This is a genomic window from Enterobacter pseudoroggenkampii (genome assembly GCF_026420145.1).
Taxonomy (GTDB): Bacteria; Pseudomonadota; Gammaproteobacteria; order Enterobacterales; family Enterobacteriaceae; genus Enterobacter; species Enterobacter pseudoroggenkampii.
Map to the genome: position 1 here is coordinate 2,649,252 of NZ_JAPMLV010000001.1, position 16,694 is coordinate 2,665,945.

Sequence of the window (16,694 nt, forward strand, 5' to 3'; positions counted from 1 at the left end):
TCTAGTACCGGACTCTGGACTTTAAGATGAAAATTCGACGATTGTCTACTTTCTTAGATTTAAACATGGTTAAAAGTGAATAGTGATTGACTTCACACAGGGAAAACCGGCGGTATGATTCGGCAAAAAAAAAGCCCGCGATAATCGCGGGCTTTCATGAGAGCGGCAAAGCTTATTTGCTTTTCTTAATGTGCTTAATCAGGCGCTTACGCTTACGCATCTGGTTTGGCGTCAGGGTGTTGCGCTTGTTGGCGAACGGGTTTTCCCCTTCCTTGAACTGGATACGGATAGGCGTGCCCATCACGTCCAGCGATTTACGGAAGTAGTTCATCAGGTAGCGCTTGTAGGAATCCGGCAGGTCTTTCACCTGGTTGCCGTGGATCACCACGATTGGCGGGTTATAACCACCGGCGTGGGCATATTTCAGCTTCACGCGACGGCCGCGCACCAGCGGCGGCTGATGGTCTTCTGCAGCCATGTTCATGATGCGCGTCAGCATCGCGGTGCTCTGACGACGGGTGGAGCTGTCATACGCTTCACGCACGGATTCGAACAGGTTACCGACGCCGCTGCCGTGCAGCGCAGAGATGAAGTGCACGCGGGCAAAGTCGATAAAGCCCAGACGGAAGTCTAGGGTCTCTTTCACCTGCTCACGAACCTCGTTGCTCAGGCCATCCCATTTGTTGACCACGATAACCAGTGAGCGCCCACTATTGAGGATAAAGCCGAGCAGAGAGAGGTCCTGATCGGAGATCCCTTCGCGTGCGTCGATGACGAGCAGCACGACGTTGGCATCTTCAATAGCCTGCAGGGTTTTGATAACGGAGAATTTTTCCACCACATCGGTGATTTTCCCGCGCTTACGCACCCCGGCGGTGTCGATGAGGACATATTCACGCTCATCGCGCTGCATAGGGATGTAGATACTGTCGCGGGTGGTGCCCGGCATATCGTAAACGACCACGCGCTCTTCACCCAGAATACGGTTAGTAAGTGTAGACTTACCTACGTTTGGACGACCCACGATTGCCAGCTTGATCGGCAGATCCTGCGGGTTGAAGTCGTCTTCAGGCTCTTCTTCTTCGCCCTCTTCTCCGTCTTCGAACTGCGCCCAGTATTCAGCGTCTTCGTCTACTTCTTCCGGCGGGTTCACTTCGTCAACCCACGGCAGCAGAACGGTTTCCAGCAGGCTGGTGACGCCACGGCCATGCGATGCCGCAATCGGGTAGATTTCACCCAGGCCCAGAGACCAGAAATCCGCGATGGCCTGATCGGCATCGATGCCGTCGGTTTTGTTCGCCACCAGGAAGGTCGGTTTTTCGCGTGAACGCAGGTGCTTAGCGATAGCGGAATCCGCCGGCATCAGGCCAGCGCGAGCATCCACCATAAACAGCACCACATCCGCTTCTTCAATCGCCAGCAGCGACTGTTCCGCCATGCGGGTTTCAACGCCGTCTTCTGTGCCGTCAATACCACCGGTATCAATACAGATGAACTCGCGTCCTTCCACCTCTGCACGACCGTACTTACGGTCACGCGTCAGCCCCGGGAAATCCGCAACCAGCGCATCACGGGTGCGTGTTAAACGGTTAAAAAGAGTGGATTTTCCAACGTTAGGGCGCCCGACAAGCGCGACCACAGGTACCATGTTTGAAGCCTCATAAAATTCAAAATAACGTCGCTTTCGCGGCGTTTTTAAAAATGTCAAAACGGCTCCTGAGTGAACAGGAGCCGTTTAGTATACTACAACCGCCGGGTAATTAACGCGTGATCGCGTACAGCGTGCCGTCTTTTGCCTGAATCAGCAGCTTGCCATCGGCCACAACCGGATCGGTCAGGAAACCAGAGCTGTCGACTTTTTGCTGTGCAACAAAGCGGCCGTTATCCGGATCGATCCAGTGCATATACCCTTCGCTGTCGCCCACAACCAGGCTACCGTTGTACAGCGCTGGCGAGGTCAGCAGACGGTGCAGCAGGTCGCTTTGCGTCCACAGCGTTACGCCGCCTTCGGTGCTCAGAGCCAGCAGACGGTCGTTCTGGTCAACCATATAGATACGGTTACCCTCAACGATGAAATCGTTCACAGAGCCCAGCTCACGTTTCCACATGATCTGGCCGCTGCGCAGATCCAGCGCGGTCAGGTTGCCGTTATAGGCCAGCGCGTAAACCACACCGTTAACGATGACCGGCGTTGTGTCTACGTCGCTCAGACGGTCAATTTCCGTTGAGCCAGTGGCCTGAGAGATACGCTGCTGCCAGATCATCTGGCCCTGCTGCATCAGCACTGCGCTCACGCGACCGTTGTCACCGCCCACAATGGCAGCGCCAAATGCGGTAGCCGGAGCGGATTCGCCGCGCAGAGAGAGTGCTGGCATATCCAGGTTAACGGTCCATTTCACCAGACCGTCCGCTTCGTTCAGCGCCTGCAGCTGGCCGTTGCTGGTATGAATCAGCACCAGGCCGTCGCTCACCACCGGGCGAGACAGGGATTCACCCGCTACGGTTGTTTGCCAGGCAATGGAGCCGTCGCTGCTGTTCAGGGCATAAACCTGCGCTTTTTCGCTGCCCACGTAGACGTGGCCACCGGCAACGGTCAGGCCGCCAGACAGCAGTGCAGGCTTACGGGAGAACCAGCCGTCTTTTTCCGCCAGGTTAACGGACCACACTTCTTTTCCGTCATCGGCGTTCACCGCTTTCACGGTACCTTTGCGGTCAGCGGCATAGACAACGCTGTCTGCATAGGCCGGATGAAGGTTGGAATAGAAATCACCAATCCCACTGCCCACGGAGACATCCCACGCGGTGGATGGGGTAAACTGGTTTTCAACCGTCGGCAGTGGGGACATTTTCACAACGTCTTCTTCGCCACTGAACAGTGAACAACCACTCAATAACGTAACAGAAAGCAGTCCTGGCAGAAGTAATTTACGCAATTGCATCGGGTCCCTCTCAGACGGACAAATTATTTATTTTCATCTGCATCATTTCGCTCAGCGCAGGTGAAGCATTGCTCTCTACGCCAGCTTGCCACGCTTTACGCGCGCCCGCTTTGTCACCTTTGCTCAGCAGTGCTTCACCGCGCAGATCGGCAACGATGGCAGCAAAACCTTCGCCTTTGATGGTATCGAGCGTTTTCAGCGCATCGTCAGCTTTCTTCTGCTGAACCTGAATACGTGCCAGGCGCAGATTGATCACCGCTTTCAGGTTATCATCGCTGGCCGCAGCAAGGCTCTGAGAGAGCTGAGCAGCGGCTTTATCCAGTTCGTTCTTATCAACGTACTGCTGAGCCACTTCCAGCGCAGCCAGTGCACCGTAGGTGTTTTTGTTGTCAGCCGCAAATTTCTCTGCCGCCGTCAGCGTTTGCGGCTGATCGGCACGAATTGCGCTCACGGTATTTTCATAGGACAGGGACGCGTCGCGCGCAGAATCTGCCTGATGATTGTTCCAGTAACGCCAGCCCACCAGCGCACCGACACCTAAAATAACCCCAACAACCAGCGCTTTGCCGTTTTCAACAAAGAAGCGTTTAATCGCGTCGACCTGATCGTGTTCGTTCTCGTAAATTTCCACGCAGTCCTTCTCCTTAGCCCAATAGTGTGCGCAAGTGCGCCGCAACGCCGTCCTGCGTTACCGTTGTCTGCTCACCAGAGCGCAGGTCCTTCACCACCACTTCGCCGTTAGCCACTTCGGACTCGCCCAGCACCAGTGCAATACTTGCGCCCCACTTATCGGCACGAGCAAACTGTTTTTTGAAGTTGCCGCCGCCATGGTTGGTCATCAGCTTAACGCCCGGCAGCGCATCGCGCACGCGTTCGGCAAGCTGCATCGCCGCAGACTGCGTTTCCGCGCCTGAGGCCACCAGGTATATATCGACAACGGATTCTGCTTTAAATTCCAGATTAACTGCCTGAACCAGCAAAACAAGTCGCTCAAGGCCCATAGCAAAGCCCACAGCAGGCGCTGCGCGACCACCAAGTTGCTCAACCAGACCGTCATAACGGCCGCCCGCGCATACGGTGCCCTGAGAGCCGAGGCTCGTGGTCACCCACTCAAACACGGTACGGTTGTAGTAGTCCAGACCGCGCACCAGGCGCTGGTTCACGGTATAGGCGATGCCTGCCGCTTCAAGCAGCTTGCACAGGCCCGCGAAGTGTTCGCGAGATTCTTCATCCAGGTAGTCGCCAAGCGCAGGCGCATCGTTCAGCAGTGCCTGAACATCCGCGTTTTTGGAATCCAGAACACGCAGCGGGTTGCTGTACATGCGACGCTTGCAGTCTTCGTCCAGCTTCTCTTTATGCTGTTCCAGGAACGCAACCAGCGCATCTCGGTAGTTAGCGCGAGCTTCCAGAGAACCAATAGAGTTCAGTTCAAGGGAAACGTGATCGGCGATACCGAGCGCACGCCACCAGCGGGCGGTCAGCATAATCAGTTCGGCGTCGATGTCCGGGCCCTGCAGACCAAAGACTTCCACACCCAGCTGATTGAACTGGCGATAACGACCTTTCTGAGGACGTTCGTGGCGGAACATCGGGCCGATATACCACAGGCGCTGCTCCTGATTGTACAGAAGACCATGTTCGATGCCGGCGCGTACGCAGCCCGCCGTACCTTCCGGACGCAGGGTCAAGCTGTCGCCGTTGCGGTCCTCAAAGGTGTACATCTCTTTTTCAACCACGTCGGTGACTTCACCAATCGCGCGTTTGAATAACGGGGTCTGCTCTACAATCGGCAAACGGATTTCGCTGTAACCGTAGCTGCCGAGCACCTGCTTCAGTGTGCCTTCAATGCGCTGCCAGATGGCGGTTTCGCCAGGCAGATAATCGTTCATGCCGCGGATGGCTTGAATGTTTTTTGCCACGTTTATTCTCTTTCTATATACAAAAAAAACCCAAAGAATGGGTTCAATCATACATGGGAAGCGGCACGCTTCCCATCACGTTATTTTTCAACCTGCTGAACGCTGATACGCTGTGTTTCGTCCATCATGGCGGCTTTGGCGCGGATGCGGGCTTCAAGCTGGTCGATCATGTCGCTATTATCCAGACGATCTTTACGAACGCCATCTTCATAGAGACCACTTTTCTTGTTACCGCCGGTTACGCCCAGGGTGGACACCAGTGCTTCACCCGGACCGTTTACCACACAACCGATGATGGAAACGTCCATCGGGGTGATAATGTCTTCCAGACGTTGCTCCAGGGCATTCACCGTCCCGATCACATCGAACTCCTGGCGTGAACAGGTTGGGCAGGCAATGAAGTTGATCCCACGCGCGCGAATACGAAGTGATTTCAGAATATCGAAACCGACTTTGATCTCTTCGACCGGATCGGCCGCCAGCGAGACGCGCAGGGTGTCACCGATCCCTTCAGAGAGCAGCAGCCCCAGACCGATCGCGGATTTTACAGAGCCGCTGCGCAGGCCGCCCGCTTCGGTGATCCCGAGGTGCAGAGGCTGGTCGATCTGCTTTGCCAGCAGGCGGTAAGATTCTACGGCAAGGAACACATCGGACGCTTTTACGCTGACTTTAAACTGATCGAAGTTGAGACGATCGAGATGATCGACGTGGCGCATCGCGGATTCGAGCAGCGCCTGCGGCGTAGGCTCACCGTATTTTTCCTGAAGATCTTTTTCCAGGGAACCGGCGTTAACGCCGATGCGGATAGGAATATTTTTATCGCGGGCGCAGTCCACGACCATGCGGATACGCTCTTCGTTACCGATGTTGCCCGGGTTAATACGCAGGCAATCGACGCCGTATTCGGCCACTTTCAGTGCGATGCGGTAGTCGAAGTGGATATCAGCCACCAGCGGAACGCTGACCTGCTGTTTGATCAGTTTGAACGCCTCAGCGGCATCCATGGTTGGGACGGAGACGCGAACAATATCCGCGCCTACACGTTCTAATGCTTTGATTTGATTGACCGTCGCTTCCACATCGGTGGTGCGCGTGTTGGTCATCGACTGAACGGCGATAGGTGCCCCATCGCCGATTGGCACATTCCCAACGTAAATCCGTTTCGATTTTCTACGTTGAATCGGAGCCTGGTTATGCATGAAAAATCTCCCGCGTTGCCCGTCTGTTACTGTGCTGCTGATTGTTCGGCATTAACGGTAAGACGTGCAACCTGGTTAGTTCTGATAAAGCGGCTCAGGTCGACAGGTTTTCCTTGATACTGGATCTGTACCGCTGCCGGAGCGCCGATTTTAAGTTTATAAGGAGCCTGGCCGGTTAGGTTTAACGTGCCATCTTTGCGCTGCAGGCCGCTGAACAGTTTTTTACCTGTCGCGTCAGTTACTTCCAGCCAGCAGTCGGCGCTGAAGTTCATCACCAGCGCGTTGGGATCGGCTGCTGTCGCCGTACCCGCCGGGCTGGTTGGCAGAGTCGCTGCGCTATTGTCTGCAGGCTGGGTAGCCGCAGGCGCGTTCGCCGCCGTATCAACATTCGCCTGAGAAGGGGCAACAACCGCGTTTTGATCCTGAGCCTGCGGCGCAGCGGTGTTAGCCGTTGCTACCGGGGTCTGTGCTGCACCGGTCGCCGACGCGTCTGGCGCTGCGGTCTGTGGCTCGCTGGAGGAAGCTGCACCGTCGGTATTCAACGGCACGCTCTGGCCGTTCTCACTTCCGGCCTGGTTGAGTTCGGCGGAGGATTGATCGGCCATGGTGGTGATCTCTTCCTGTTGCGCCTTGTGGTTTTGCCACCACCATGCACCGGTCAGACCGATGACCACAAACAGCACCAGCCAGGTAAAGCTCATCAGCCAGCCATCACGTTTTTTACGACGTTTCCCCAAGGAGAAGGTCTGCATCGGCGCAACTTTTGCTGCACGGACCGGCGCCTGCTTCTCCATCATTGGCAGTAATTCGTTTTCGGGGATGTGCACCAGTTTTGCGTAAGAGCGGATATAACCGCGCAAGAACGTTGAAGCCAGATCGGCAGGCGCCTTATCTTCTTCAATATCGCGAACCGTGGAAACCTTCAGGCACAAGCGTTCCGCAACGGCTTGCTGGCTGAGTCCGAGTTGTTCACGGGCGTTGCGAAGACGAACGCCAGTGGAGAGTGCTTCATGTTGGTCGTGAGTGGCTTCAGTATTCATTCGCTACAACTACTGGTACGTGAAAAATAAGGGTTCAGGCGCCGGTGAGTCACAATGCCACCCGCACCGCGAAACTTCTGGTCAGTTAACCTTGAACAGAGAGTATAAGACTGTCAGCCCGGAGATGACAGTACAGCCCTGCCCGTACGGCTAAACTGTTGTTACGTCGTTACATACTGCCCGAAAGTCGAATGAAACGCACCGTAATTATTGATCAGTCATCACGAATCTGACTGATTATTCAGTAAGGTTATGCTTCACGGCGCAGATAATGCGCCGCGAGTGCATAATAATCAAACAGCTTTAACCGCGATCGTCTCGCCCTGCATGCGTTTACGCAGGGTACGTTTAGTACGGTCAATGACATCACCTGCCAGCTGTCCGCATGCGGCATCAATGTCATCACCACGGGTTTTACGCACGATGGTGGTGAAACCATACTCCATCAGCACCTTGGAGAAACGGTCGATACGGCTGTTCGAGCTACGGCCATACGGCGCGCCCGGGAACGGGTTCCATGGGATCAGGTTGATTTTGCACGGCGTATCTTTCAGCAGTTCAGCCAGCTGATGCGCATGCTCGGTGCCGTCGTTGACGTGATCCAGCATCACGTACTCGATGGTCACGCGGCCCTGGTTGGCGTTGGATTTCTCCAGGTAGCGACGTACGGCAGCGAGGAAGGTTTCGATATTGTACTTTTTGTTGATCGGCACAATTTCGTCACGAATTTCATCGTTTGGCGCGTGCAGGGAGATCGCCAGCGCAACGTCAATCATGTCGCCAAGCTTGTCCAGCGCAGGCACAACGCCTGAGGTAGACAGCGTGACGCGACGCTTGGACAGACCAAAGCCAAAGTCATCCAGCATGATTTCCATCGCCGGAACGACGTTGGTCAGGTTCAGGAGCGGCTCACCCATCCCCATCATCACCACGTTGGTGATAGGACGCGTGCCAGTCACTTTTGCCGCGCCCACGATTTTCGCGGCACGCCAGACCTGACCGATAATTTCTGAAACACGCAGGTTACGGTTAAAGCCTTGTTGCGCGGTTGAGCAGAATTTGCACTCCAGCGCACAGCCAACCTGAGAGGAGACGCACAGCGTGGCGCGGTCTTCTTCCGGGATGTAGACAGTTTCAACGCGCTGATCGCCGACCGCAATCGCCCATTTGATGGTGCCATCTGCGGAGCGCTGCTCTTCCACCACTTCCGGTGCGCGGATTTCAGCCACTTCTTTGAGCTTGTTGCGCAGGACCTTGTTGATGTCAGTCATGTCATCAAAATTGTCGCTGCAGTAATGGTACATCCACTTCATGACCTGATCGGCACGAAACGGCTTTTCGCCCATCTCTTTAAAGAACTCGCGCATCTGCTGACGGTTCAGATCCAGCAGGTTGATTTTTCCATTTTTATTGGGAACCGCAGGAATGGCGACTTCGGAGGTATTCACTAGTTCAGACATAATATTTTCCGGCCTCGTTGTTACACGTTATGGCCCATGGAGGGTTGAATAGAAACGCCCCGGAAAGCAGTCTGCTCGTCCGGGGCGTTGCATTGTACAAAGTCTGGCGCAGGGATGCCACGTCTGGACGCGGCATTTACGAAAATAATGTGTAAACGAAACCGTTAAATTAACGGGTACGTGGACACACTTCGCCTTCTGCGAAGAAGAAAGCGATTTCGCGTGCAGCAGATTCAACAGAGTCAGAACCGTGGGTGCCGTTCTCGGTGAAGCTGTCCGCATAGTCAGCGCGCAGAGTACCGGCCAGCGCGTTGTCCGGGTTGGTTGCACCCAGCAGGTCGCGGTGACGCTGTACGGCGTTTTCGCCTTCCAGCACGGATACCACGATTGGACCGGAGGTCATGAACTCCACCAAGCCGTCAAAGAATGGGCGACCTTCGTGCTCAGCGTAGAAGCCGCGCGCCTGCTCAACGGTCAGGTGCAGCATTTTGGTGCCAACAATTTTGAACCCTGCAGATTCAAAGCGAGCGAAAATGCTGCCAATAACGTTTTTTGCCACCGCGTTTGGTTTGATGATGGAAAAAGTACGTTCAATAGCCATGATAACCTCTGTCAATGTTCTGTTGTTTTGCATACCTGAGTATGGTGTGGCGCGGATTATAATGAGCAATAGCGCCATTGCCTATGGATTCAGGTAACATTTTTTTAAAATAAGACGAGTTTTAGCAACAGCTCACATCTGAAAGCTGTTTTCAGATCACTGCAGCGTAAAATTCACCGTCGCGACCTGCCCGGTCTCATCCATAACGAGTAACTGATAATCGCCCGACTTATCAAGCTGTAATGTGTAAATCCTTCCCTTCACACTCAGCGGTTCACCGTTCAAAAACCACCAGCGCTCACCGCTGTTGCCGGTCGCCTGAAGCGGCAGCGAAACGCGGGATTCACCCGGGAGACGTTTGATAACGGCCCCTTCGCGCACGCCTGTCAGGATGAGTGGCGCAGGTGCGTCCTGCGACAGCGGAGGACAGGTTGTTGATGAAGGCGGGATCCGTACCGCGCGACGCTCGGTTGCGGGCAGCCACGGTTCCAGCGGCAGCGGCCAGACATCCAGGACTTTTTCAGTTGCATCAGGGCAATCTGCCGCCACACGCTTACCCGTTTTATCCAGCCAGACCGGGAAACGAATGCCGCGTATGCCTTCCTGCTCCGGCAAGAGCAGCGTGGGCGGTTCACTCCCTTCCAGCAGCCAGGTCGACAGGCGACGCCGACAGTTTTCACTCCCTTCCGGCAGCGACTGGCCGCCCGGCCAGCAGATCACGCCCCGCCCGACGCTCTCCGGACGCGGGTCGCGAGGCAGGCGGGCTTCGTCTACCGTTGAGCGCGACTGAAGCAGGTTATTGACCTGGTTTAACAGCGGAACCGCGCTGGCAAACCCAAACTGTCCCGCCACGGGCGTGCCGTCCGGTCGTCCGGTCCAGATGCCGATCACGTAGCGGGCATTCAGACCGATGGCCCAGGCATCACGGTAGCCGTAGCTGGTACCGGTTTTCCACGCCAGCGGCGCAACCTGGGGTAGCGCATTATCCGGCAGCGACTGCGCTTCATTGGCCAGAATACGGCGAATAATCCACGCCGAGCCAGGTGATAACAGCGGACGTTCTGTCAGCGGATCGCCCGGCTGTAAACGCAGCCGTCCCGCCTTACCGTGTCGGGCAAAGGCACTGTAAGCAGCGGCGATATCTGCCAGCCGCGCGCCTGCTCCACCGAGGATCAGGGAGAGATTCGGCTGTGCCCCCGCGGGCAGGATCAGCGGCAAACCTGCGTTACTGAGCATACCGGCAAATCGTTTTGGTCCGTAGGCTTCCAGCACCTGAACGGCAGGCAGGTTGAGGGAGCGCACCAGCGCTTCACTCATGCTGACCGGCCCGTGGAACCCGCTGTCAAAATTCCCGGGGCGATAATCACTGGTTTTTCTGGGAACGTCCTGAAGAAGCGAGGCGGGATGGATCAGGCCATCGTCCAGTGCCATACCGTAGATAAAGGGCTTCAACACCGATCCCGGGGATCGGATCGCATTGACCATATCCACGTGGCTAAAACGACTGTCATCGTTAATATCCACCGATCCGACCCAGCCTCGCACTTTCATATCGGTATGATCCACGACGATCATCGCCAGCGAGCTGCGTGCCGGCAGGCGAGATTTCCAGTTCATCGCCAGCTCTTCCAGCTGCCGCTGTAGCCCGGCATCCAGCGTGGTGACTATTTTCGTGTCGCGGCTTTTACCGAGCATCATGCGTGCAAAAAGCGGCGCCAGCTGCGGCATCTGTCGGGGCGCCAGCCATACCGATTCTTCACGGGACTCTTTGACCTGCTTCGCGGACCAGACGCCCTGCGTCGCCATGCGGTCGAGCACTTTATTGCGCGCCGCTTCGGCCCGTTCAGGCCAGCGATCCGGGCGTAAACGACTGGGTGCCTGCGGCAGCACCGCCAGCAGCGCCGCGTCGGAATAGCTGAGCTGCGACGGCGGCTTGCCCAGATACGTCCAGCTTGCCGCACCCACGCCCTGCAGCGTACCGCCAAACGGCGCGCGGTTGAGATAGAGCGTCAGGATGTCGCGTTTAGAGAGGTGCCACTCCAGCTGCATCGCACGCCAGAGCTGACGAATTTTGCCGCCAAAAGTACGCGGATGCGGGTCCAGCAGGCGTGCCACCTGCATGGTCAGCGTACTGCCGCCAGAGACGACTTTGCCAGAACTGAGATCCTGCCAGGCGGCGCGCAGGACAGAGAGCGGGTTTACGCCGGGGTGATCCCAGAACCAGCGATCTTCGTACTGGATCAGCGCCTCAAGATAACGGGGAGAGACCTCTTCGATCGTCACCGGATAGCGCCAGATCCCGTCGCTGTCCGCAAAGCGCCACAGCGGCGTGCCCTTCTCATCCACCACCACCCGGGCGGGGTTAACCTCTTTCAGCGGTAACGGCCACAGGCGGTCGGCGGCGACAATCAGCCCCCATAAAACGAGAAGCGCTCCCGCCAGCCACAGCCAGCGGGAGCGTGTCAGACGTGCCATTCGCATATTACGGAACAACAATCAGCGGGCCGCTGGCCGCCCCCGTTGCCCGCCACTGCGGCACATACATAGACTCGACCATCGGCACCGGCACCTGGTAGGTTCCTGGCGTCACGGCACGGGCCAGATAGACCAGCGTGACCGGCTGACCTTCGTTTACCGGCACGGCAGCCACAAAGCGGTCATCGCGGAATTCCATATGCTGAATATCCGCCTGCTGCATCTGGCTGAGCAGGTTCTGCACTTCGCTACCGCTGTCCTGCAGGCTGGCGCTGCTGCTTGCCAGGTTCTGGTTTTCCAGCTCCAGACCCGCAGGGAGGAGATCCACCACCAGCGCGTCCGGCACGTTCTGGCTGGCTTTAACTTCCAGCCACACCAGCACCAGTTCGCCGCTCTTCAGGGAAGAGAGCAATTTACTGCTGCCATCGGTTGCCAGGATATGACGTTCAACCTGCAGCACGTTCGAGCTCGGCTGAGGAGCATAGTCAGGATAACCGGTGCTATCAAGGCGGACCCACAGCGGTGTCGTTCCGGTATTGGTGACCTGCAGCGCGCCAAGCTCGTCGCCGTTCACGTTTTGCACCAGTGACTTATCGCCGCCTGATGCTGTCTCAGACAGAGAGGTTTTCGCCTGCCACGTACCGGACAAGGTTTGCAGCGAACGTCCTGCCAGGAACAGCGCGTTGCTCTCCTGCGTTGACAGCCAGCGCTGGCTGAAGGCCTGTTCAGACAGGGCATTCAGCAGCGTATTTTGCGCATCCGGCAGCAGCTTGTACTCCTCGAGAAGAGAGAGCATCAGCGCGTTATCGCGAAGCTGGCTGCCATAATCGGCCATCCAGTTTTTGCTGTCGTTACGCGGCGTTTTAAGTGCCAGGTCCAGCGCCTGCTGGCTGCGCGGCGCATCGCCCATCAGTTTGAGCGCCATGCCCAGCTGCATCAGCGGCAGACCGGAAGCCGCCTGTCCGTGACGATCCCAGATTTCACGCAGCGCGCCCAGCGGCGCTTTTTGCTGACGTGCCAGTACCAGTGCGGCATAGGCCTGCACAGCGAACTTGCTGGCCTGAGTATCGTCGCTATAGCGAATGGACATCATGCCCGGGTCCTGCAGATAGCGCAGCAGGCGGCTATTGGCGTTATTCACTGCATCTGCAGGCACGCTGTAACCCTGCTCGCCCGCGCGCACCAGGAAGTCGGTCACGTAGGCCGTCAGCCAGTACTCTTCCGGACCGTTTTTATCCCACAGCGCGAACCCGCCGTCTTCACGCTGCATCTGCAGCAGACGGGAGATGCCAATATCAATCGCTGCACGGCGCTTGTCATCGGTGTCGCCCTTGATGCCAAGTGCAGTAAGCTGCGCCGCGTTGGTGTAGAGCGACGGGAACAGTCCGCTGGTGGTTTGCTCCAGGCATCCGTACGGGTAGGCCTGCAGTTCACGAATATAGCGCGCCAGGTTGAGCGGTGGTTTGCCGCTCAGCAACAGTTGCCCCTGCAGGGTGGCAGGAGAGAAGCCGTTGCTATGCTGCGCCGGTGCGGTCCACGATTCGCCAGGGTTCAGCATGGCACCGGTATTGACCGTCTGCGCCGGGAACGCCGGACGCACGCCGATTTTCCAGCTCTTTTGCTGCGGTGCGAAAGTCTCGCCCGGAAGCTGCAGGCCGGTCACCTGCGCGGTCACTTCACCGTCACCATAGCCTTCCAGTGCGCGTACCGGAATAAACAGCGTGCTGCGCGCACCTGGCGGCAACTGAACCGGCTGCGGCTGTGCGCCTTCAAGCACCAGTTTGCCGGTAGAGGTCAGGGCAACGTGCAGCGTTTGCGGCTTGTCGGTCAGGTTGGTGATATCCAGCGTCAGCCGCGAGGTATCTCCGCTTGCCAGGAAGCGCGGGGTATTCAGCTCGGTAATGACCGGCGCGGCCACAATAATCTTGCTTTCGCTGCTGCCGAAATCCTCTTCCGTCCAGGCCTGCGCCATCAGACGCAGCTCACCGTTGAAGTCTCCAATCGGCAATGTAATCGTGCCTTCCCCGTTGGCATCCAGCGTGACCGGCTGCGCCTGCTGGGCAATGATGGTGACGTGGTTCACCGGCGGTTTGCCGCCGCGCTTCAGTTCATCCCCATCGCCACCAAAGCGCAGCGCGGCCAGACGGCCCTGCCCTTCAATGACCTGGCCGTAAATATCGTAGATATCCGCGCCGTAACGCTTCTGACCAAAGAAAGCCTGCCACGGATCCGGCGTGACGTAATCGGTAATATTCAGCACGCCGCTGTCCACCGCCGATACCAGGACATTCACCTTCTGCGGCACGGCCCCCTCTTTCACGCTGGCTTTCACCTTCACCGAGAGCGTCTGGTTTGGACGCATTTTCTGCGGGTTATCGAGCGCAATATTCAGGCGGCGATTTTCGTCACCCATCGGCAGATGCAGCAGGCCGACCGCGCGTTTCGGCGTGGCGGATTTGGATTTATCTCCGGGACGTACCACCAGTGTACTCAGGTAGAGGTCGTGACGCTTCCAGGCCTTGTCGACCGGGATAGCGAGATCCAGTCCGTTTGCCGGTACGTCGATCTCTTTCCACCACAGCGGCCCTTCGCTGGACTCGATCATCGCATAGCCCTTGCCTGCGGCTGGCGCGGCAATGTGCAGGTTGATGGTGTCGCCAGGCTGATAGGCTGGCTTATCCAGTTTCAAGGTCACACGGTCAGGGCGTGCCGCGCCGGTGCCGTCGCTGTTATCCTGCCAGCTGTACCCCGCCCAGAAGCGCACGCTGCTGACCATCTCATCAGGCGCTTTCACCTCCAGACGATAAGAGCCCCACTCCACCGGGAAGGTGACTTTACCCGTTTCATCGGCCTTAAGCGTCAGCTCCTGCTCACCTTCGACCAGATCTTTCTGATCGAACTGAGACTGCCAGCCTTCGCTCTCAGACCAGTTCCAGAAGTAGTCCCGACGCTCGCGAATCAGACGAACCTGTAACCCGGAAACGGCCTTTTTCGCGCCGCTAGCATCGGCATACACGATGTCGAAGCTGGCGTTGCCGTTCTCATCAACAATCGGTTGGTTGACGGTCGTATCGGTGCGGTAGTCGTAAACGGCTTTACTGGCGAACTGAGGGCGAATACCCGGCAATTCCGCTGCGGGCCAGATGGCCTGCTCAGCACGACGCGTCACCGGACGACCGCCCGACTCCAGCAGGCTGGCCTGCAGGATCAGTTGCAGCGGAGAGTGCACCTCTTTCCATTGGCTTTCGGTAGTAACCTGCCCACGTCCCTGCTCGTCCAGCGTAAGCTGTACTTCATCCAGGCTGCGGCTCAGATTCTCTTCGGCGATATCACCAAACTGGAAGCCCGGCAGCGCGGCCACCGCGTCACGCAGCGGACGCAGGAAGAGCTGGCCCTGCAGAGAGTTACCGTTGGCCGGAGCGCCATACAGGTAATAGCCGACCACGTTAAAGTCCACGTTATCCTGCGGTGAAACCGGCATTTTTTGTCCGCTCAGGTTGAGCGCCATGCGCTCTGGCATGAAGTCTTCGACGTGGAAGTCCCACAGACGCTGCAGGTTATCGCCCGTGTTGGCGCGGATATGCCACATGCCGGTCTGCGCCCCGCTGTCCAGCGGATAGTTGAAGCGATAGAGACCGTTCTCCGGCTTGACGACGATGGTACGCGCGACCTGTCCATCCGGACGCAGCACGTCAAGCTTCACGGGCTGATCGGGAAGTGGCTTACCGTCACTGTCGCGCAGCAGGCCGTTGAGGATCACCGTTTCGCCCGGGCGGTAGAGATCGCGTGGGCCAAACATAAAGAACTGCTTGCTGTAGCCCGGACTCCCTGCGATATCAAACTCCGCCAGATCAAGAGCCGGCAGCTTGAGGTCAAGCAGCGTGGTCTGGCCGTCTTTACTGGCCAGGATCAGCGCGGCCTCTTTGTCGGTCTCAAGCTTTGCGTGGCCATCGCCGTCGCTTTTCGCTTCGGCAAGCGTCTGCCCTTTATCGTTCAACAGGGTGACGGTGACGCCAGACTGCGCCGCACCGTTCTCCAGACTCTGGGTGAAGATGTCCAGGCGATTATGATAACGGTGAGCGGACAGGCCAATATCGCTTAAGGTAAAGAGCGTCGCGGCGTTGCTATAGTTGTAGTGCCCGGCCTGGTTCATGACCGCAATATAAACGCCAGACTGCTGGAGCGGTTTAATATCCTTCAGGGGCAGCAGCAATTTTTCGCGCGTATTGCGCGCCGGATTAAGATCGAATCGACCGGTGTAAACCAGCTCCGCCATCTTCAGCAGGTTATCGGACTCCCAGTTGGTCAGCGAGTTGCGGTACTCCCACTGGCTGACAAGAGAGGCCAGCGATTCAGGCTTCACGCGGTAAAAGTTGACGTCAACATTGTTGACGTTGAGCGCCATCACCGGCAGACCTTCCACCACCTTACCCGGCAGCAGCGAGCCGCGGCTGGCAAAACCAACGGTGGGTTCAACGTCGCGGGTGGTCAGGGCTTTCTCATAATCAATGCCGAACGTCGCCTTGTTCAACGCCTGCAGGCCCCGTTCAACGGTGACGACCAGGTTGCGGTTGGGCTCCAGATGACGCAGGCGAAGCTCTTTCAGGTTAGGCGCCAGCTCCCACGCCCCGTCAACTTTGCCGCTTTTTTTGTCCACGACATGCACCGTTTTCGCGAAATCCTGATCGGGATTCAGCGGAACCGAGAATGTCAGTACCAGCGTGGCGGCACCGTCGAGCTGAACTTCAGAGGCATCCAGCAGGGTCAGCGCTTTTCCCTGGCTCTGGGCGGCGAGCTTAGCCAGCGTTTCAGCATTTGGCTTTTCCGCGGCTTTCGGTGTGGATGCGGTGGATGCCGCGGGAGCCGCAGCCTGAGATTTATCGTCGCTGTTATCACAGCCGACAAGCGTAAACGTGGTAAGCAGCGCAAGAGAGAGCGCGGCTAAGCGAAACGGTTTCATCCTTTGTCCCTGGCCCATGGAGCCTGTTGGTCGTCGTCCGGATAAGTATTATCCGCAAGTTTCATTAATTCAAAAAGTCCAATTTTAGAATCTGGAAAGCG

Annotated in this window: 10 protein-coding genes; all 10 read right to left on the reverse strand. The window is 57.2% G+C overall.

The window, feature by feature from the left end:
* Window positions 1–172: 172 nt before the first annotated feature.
* Window positions 173–1,648 (reverse strand): ribosome biogenesis GTPase Der, encoded by a 1,476-nt coding sequence (gene der, locus OTG14_RS12895; RefSeq protein ID WP_024908655.1) that lies wholly within the window; start codon window positions 1,646–1,648, stop codon window positions 173–175.
* 112 nt (window positions 1,649–1,760) lie between these two features.
* Window positions 1,761–2,939 carry an outer membrane protein assembly factor BamB gene (bamB, locus tag OTG14_RS12900; RefSeq protein ID WP_024908654.1) on the reverse strand — a complete coding sequence of 393 codons (1,179 nt, stop codon included), beginning with the start codon at window positions 2,937–2,939 and terminating at the stop codon, window positions 1,761–1,763.
* Window positions 2,940–2,949: 10 nt separating this feature from the next.
* The gene (locus OTG14_RS12905) at window positions 2,950–3,570 is read right to left on the reverse strand and encodes a YfgM family protein (protein ID WP_248273266.1); all 621 of its coding nucleotides are present in this window, start codon (window positions 3,568–3,570) and stop codon (window positions 2,950–2,952) included.
* A 13-nt stretch (window positions 3,571–3,583) separates the two neighbouring features.
* A complete protein-coding gene (gene hisS, locus OTG14_RS12910) occupies window positions 3,584–4,858 on the reverse strand; it encodes a histidine--tRNA ligase (protein ID WP_267215162.1) in 1,275 nt (424 codons plus the stop codon).
* Between the two features lie 80 nt (window positions 4,859–4,938).
* On the reverse strand, window positions 4,939–6,057 hold the full coding sequence (gene ispG, locus OTG14_RS12915; RefSeq protein ID WP_023308814.1) for a flavodoxin-dependent (E)-4-hydroxy-3-methylbut-2-enyl-diphosphate synthase: 1,119 nt from the start codon (window positions 6,055–6,057) through the stop codon (window positions 4,939–4,941).
* Window positions 6,058–6,083: 26 nt separating this feature from the next.
* Complete coding sequence (gene rodZ, locus OTG14_RS12920; protein ID WP_248273264.1) at window positions 6,084–7,097, reverse strand: cytoskeleton protein RodZ; 1,014 nt, start codon at window positions 7,095–7,097, stop codon at window positions 6,084–6,086.
* 293 nt (window positions 7,098–7,390) lie between these two features.
* Window positions 7,391–8,557: a dual-specificity RNA methyltransferase RlmN gene (gene rlmN, locus OTG14_RS12925; RefSeq protein ID WP_014171168.1), complete on the reverse strand. Its 1,167-nt coding sequence runs from the start codon at window positions 8,555–8,557 to the stop codon at window positions 7,391–7,393.
* Between the two features lie 169 nt (window positions 8,558–8,726).
* Entirely contained in the window at window positions 8,727–9,158 is a 432-nt protein-coding gene (gene ndk / locus OTG14_RS12930; protein WP_003860625.1) for a nucleoside-diphosphate kinase, read from the reverse strand.
* A 156-nt stretch (window positions 9,159–9,314) separates the two neighbouring features.
* Window positions 9,315–11,639, reverse strand: coding sequence for a peptidoglycan glycosyltransferase PbpC (gene pbpC / locus OTG14_RS12935; protein WP_267215163.1), 2,325 nt, complete (start codon window positions 11,637–11,639; stop codon window positions 9,315–9,317).
* Window position 11,640: 1 nt separating this feature from the next.
* Window positions 11,641–16,593 (reverse strand): alpha-2-macroglobulin family protein, encoded by a 4,953-nt coding sequence (locus tag OTG14_RS12940; RefSeq protein ID WP_267215164.1) that lies wholly within the window; start codon window positions 16,591–16,593, stop codon window positions 11,641–11,643.
* Window positions 16,594–16,694: the final 101 nt, after the last annotated feature.

Excerpts from the sequence above, each read along its gene's own strand:
- der (WP_024908655.1), bottom strand. The coding sequence starts at position 1,648 with ATGGTACCTGTGGTCGCGCTTGTCGGGCGCCCTAACGTTGGAAAATCC.
- bamB (WP_024908654.1), bottom strand. The coding sequence starts at position 2,939 with ATGCAATTGCGTAAATTACTTCTGCCAGGACTGCTTTCTGTTACGTTA.
- ispG (WP_023308814.1), bottom strand. The coding sequence starts at position 6,057 with ATGCATAACCAGGCTCCGATTCAACGTAGAAAATCGAAACGGATTTAC.
- rodZ (WP_248273264.1), bottom strand. The coding sequence starts at position 7,097 with ATGAATACTGAAGCCACTCACGACCAACATGAAGCACTCTCCACTGGC.
- rlmN (WP_014171168.1), bottom strand. The coding sequence starts at position 8,557 with ATGTCTGAACTAGTGAATACCTCCGAAGTCGCCATTCCTGCGGTTCCC.
- ndk (WP_003860625.1), bottom strand. The coding sequence starts at position 9,158 with ATGGCTATTGAACGTACTTTTTCCATCATCAAACCAAACGCGGTGGCA.
- pbpC (WP_267215163.1), bottom strand. The coding sequence starts at position 11,639 with ATGCGAATGGCACGTCTGACACGCTCCCGCTGGCTGTGGCTGGCGGGA.
- OTG14_RS12940 (WP_267215164.1), bottom strand. The coding sequence starts at position 16,593 with ATGAAACCGTTTCGCTTAGCCGCGCTCTCTCTTGCGCTGCTTACCACG.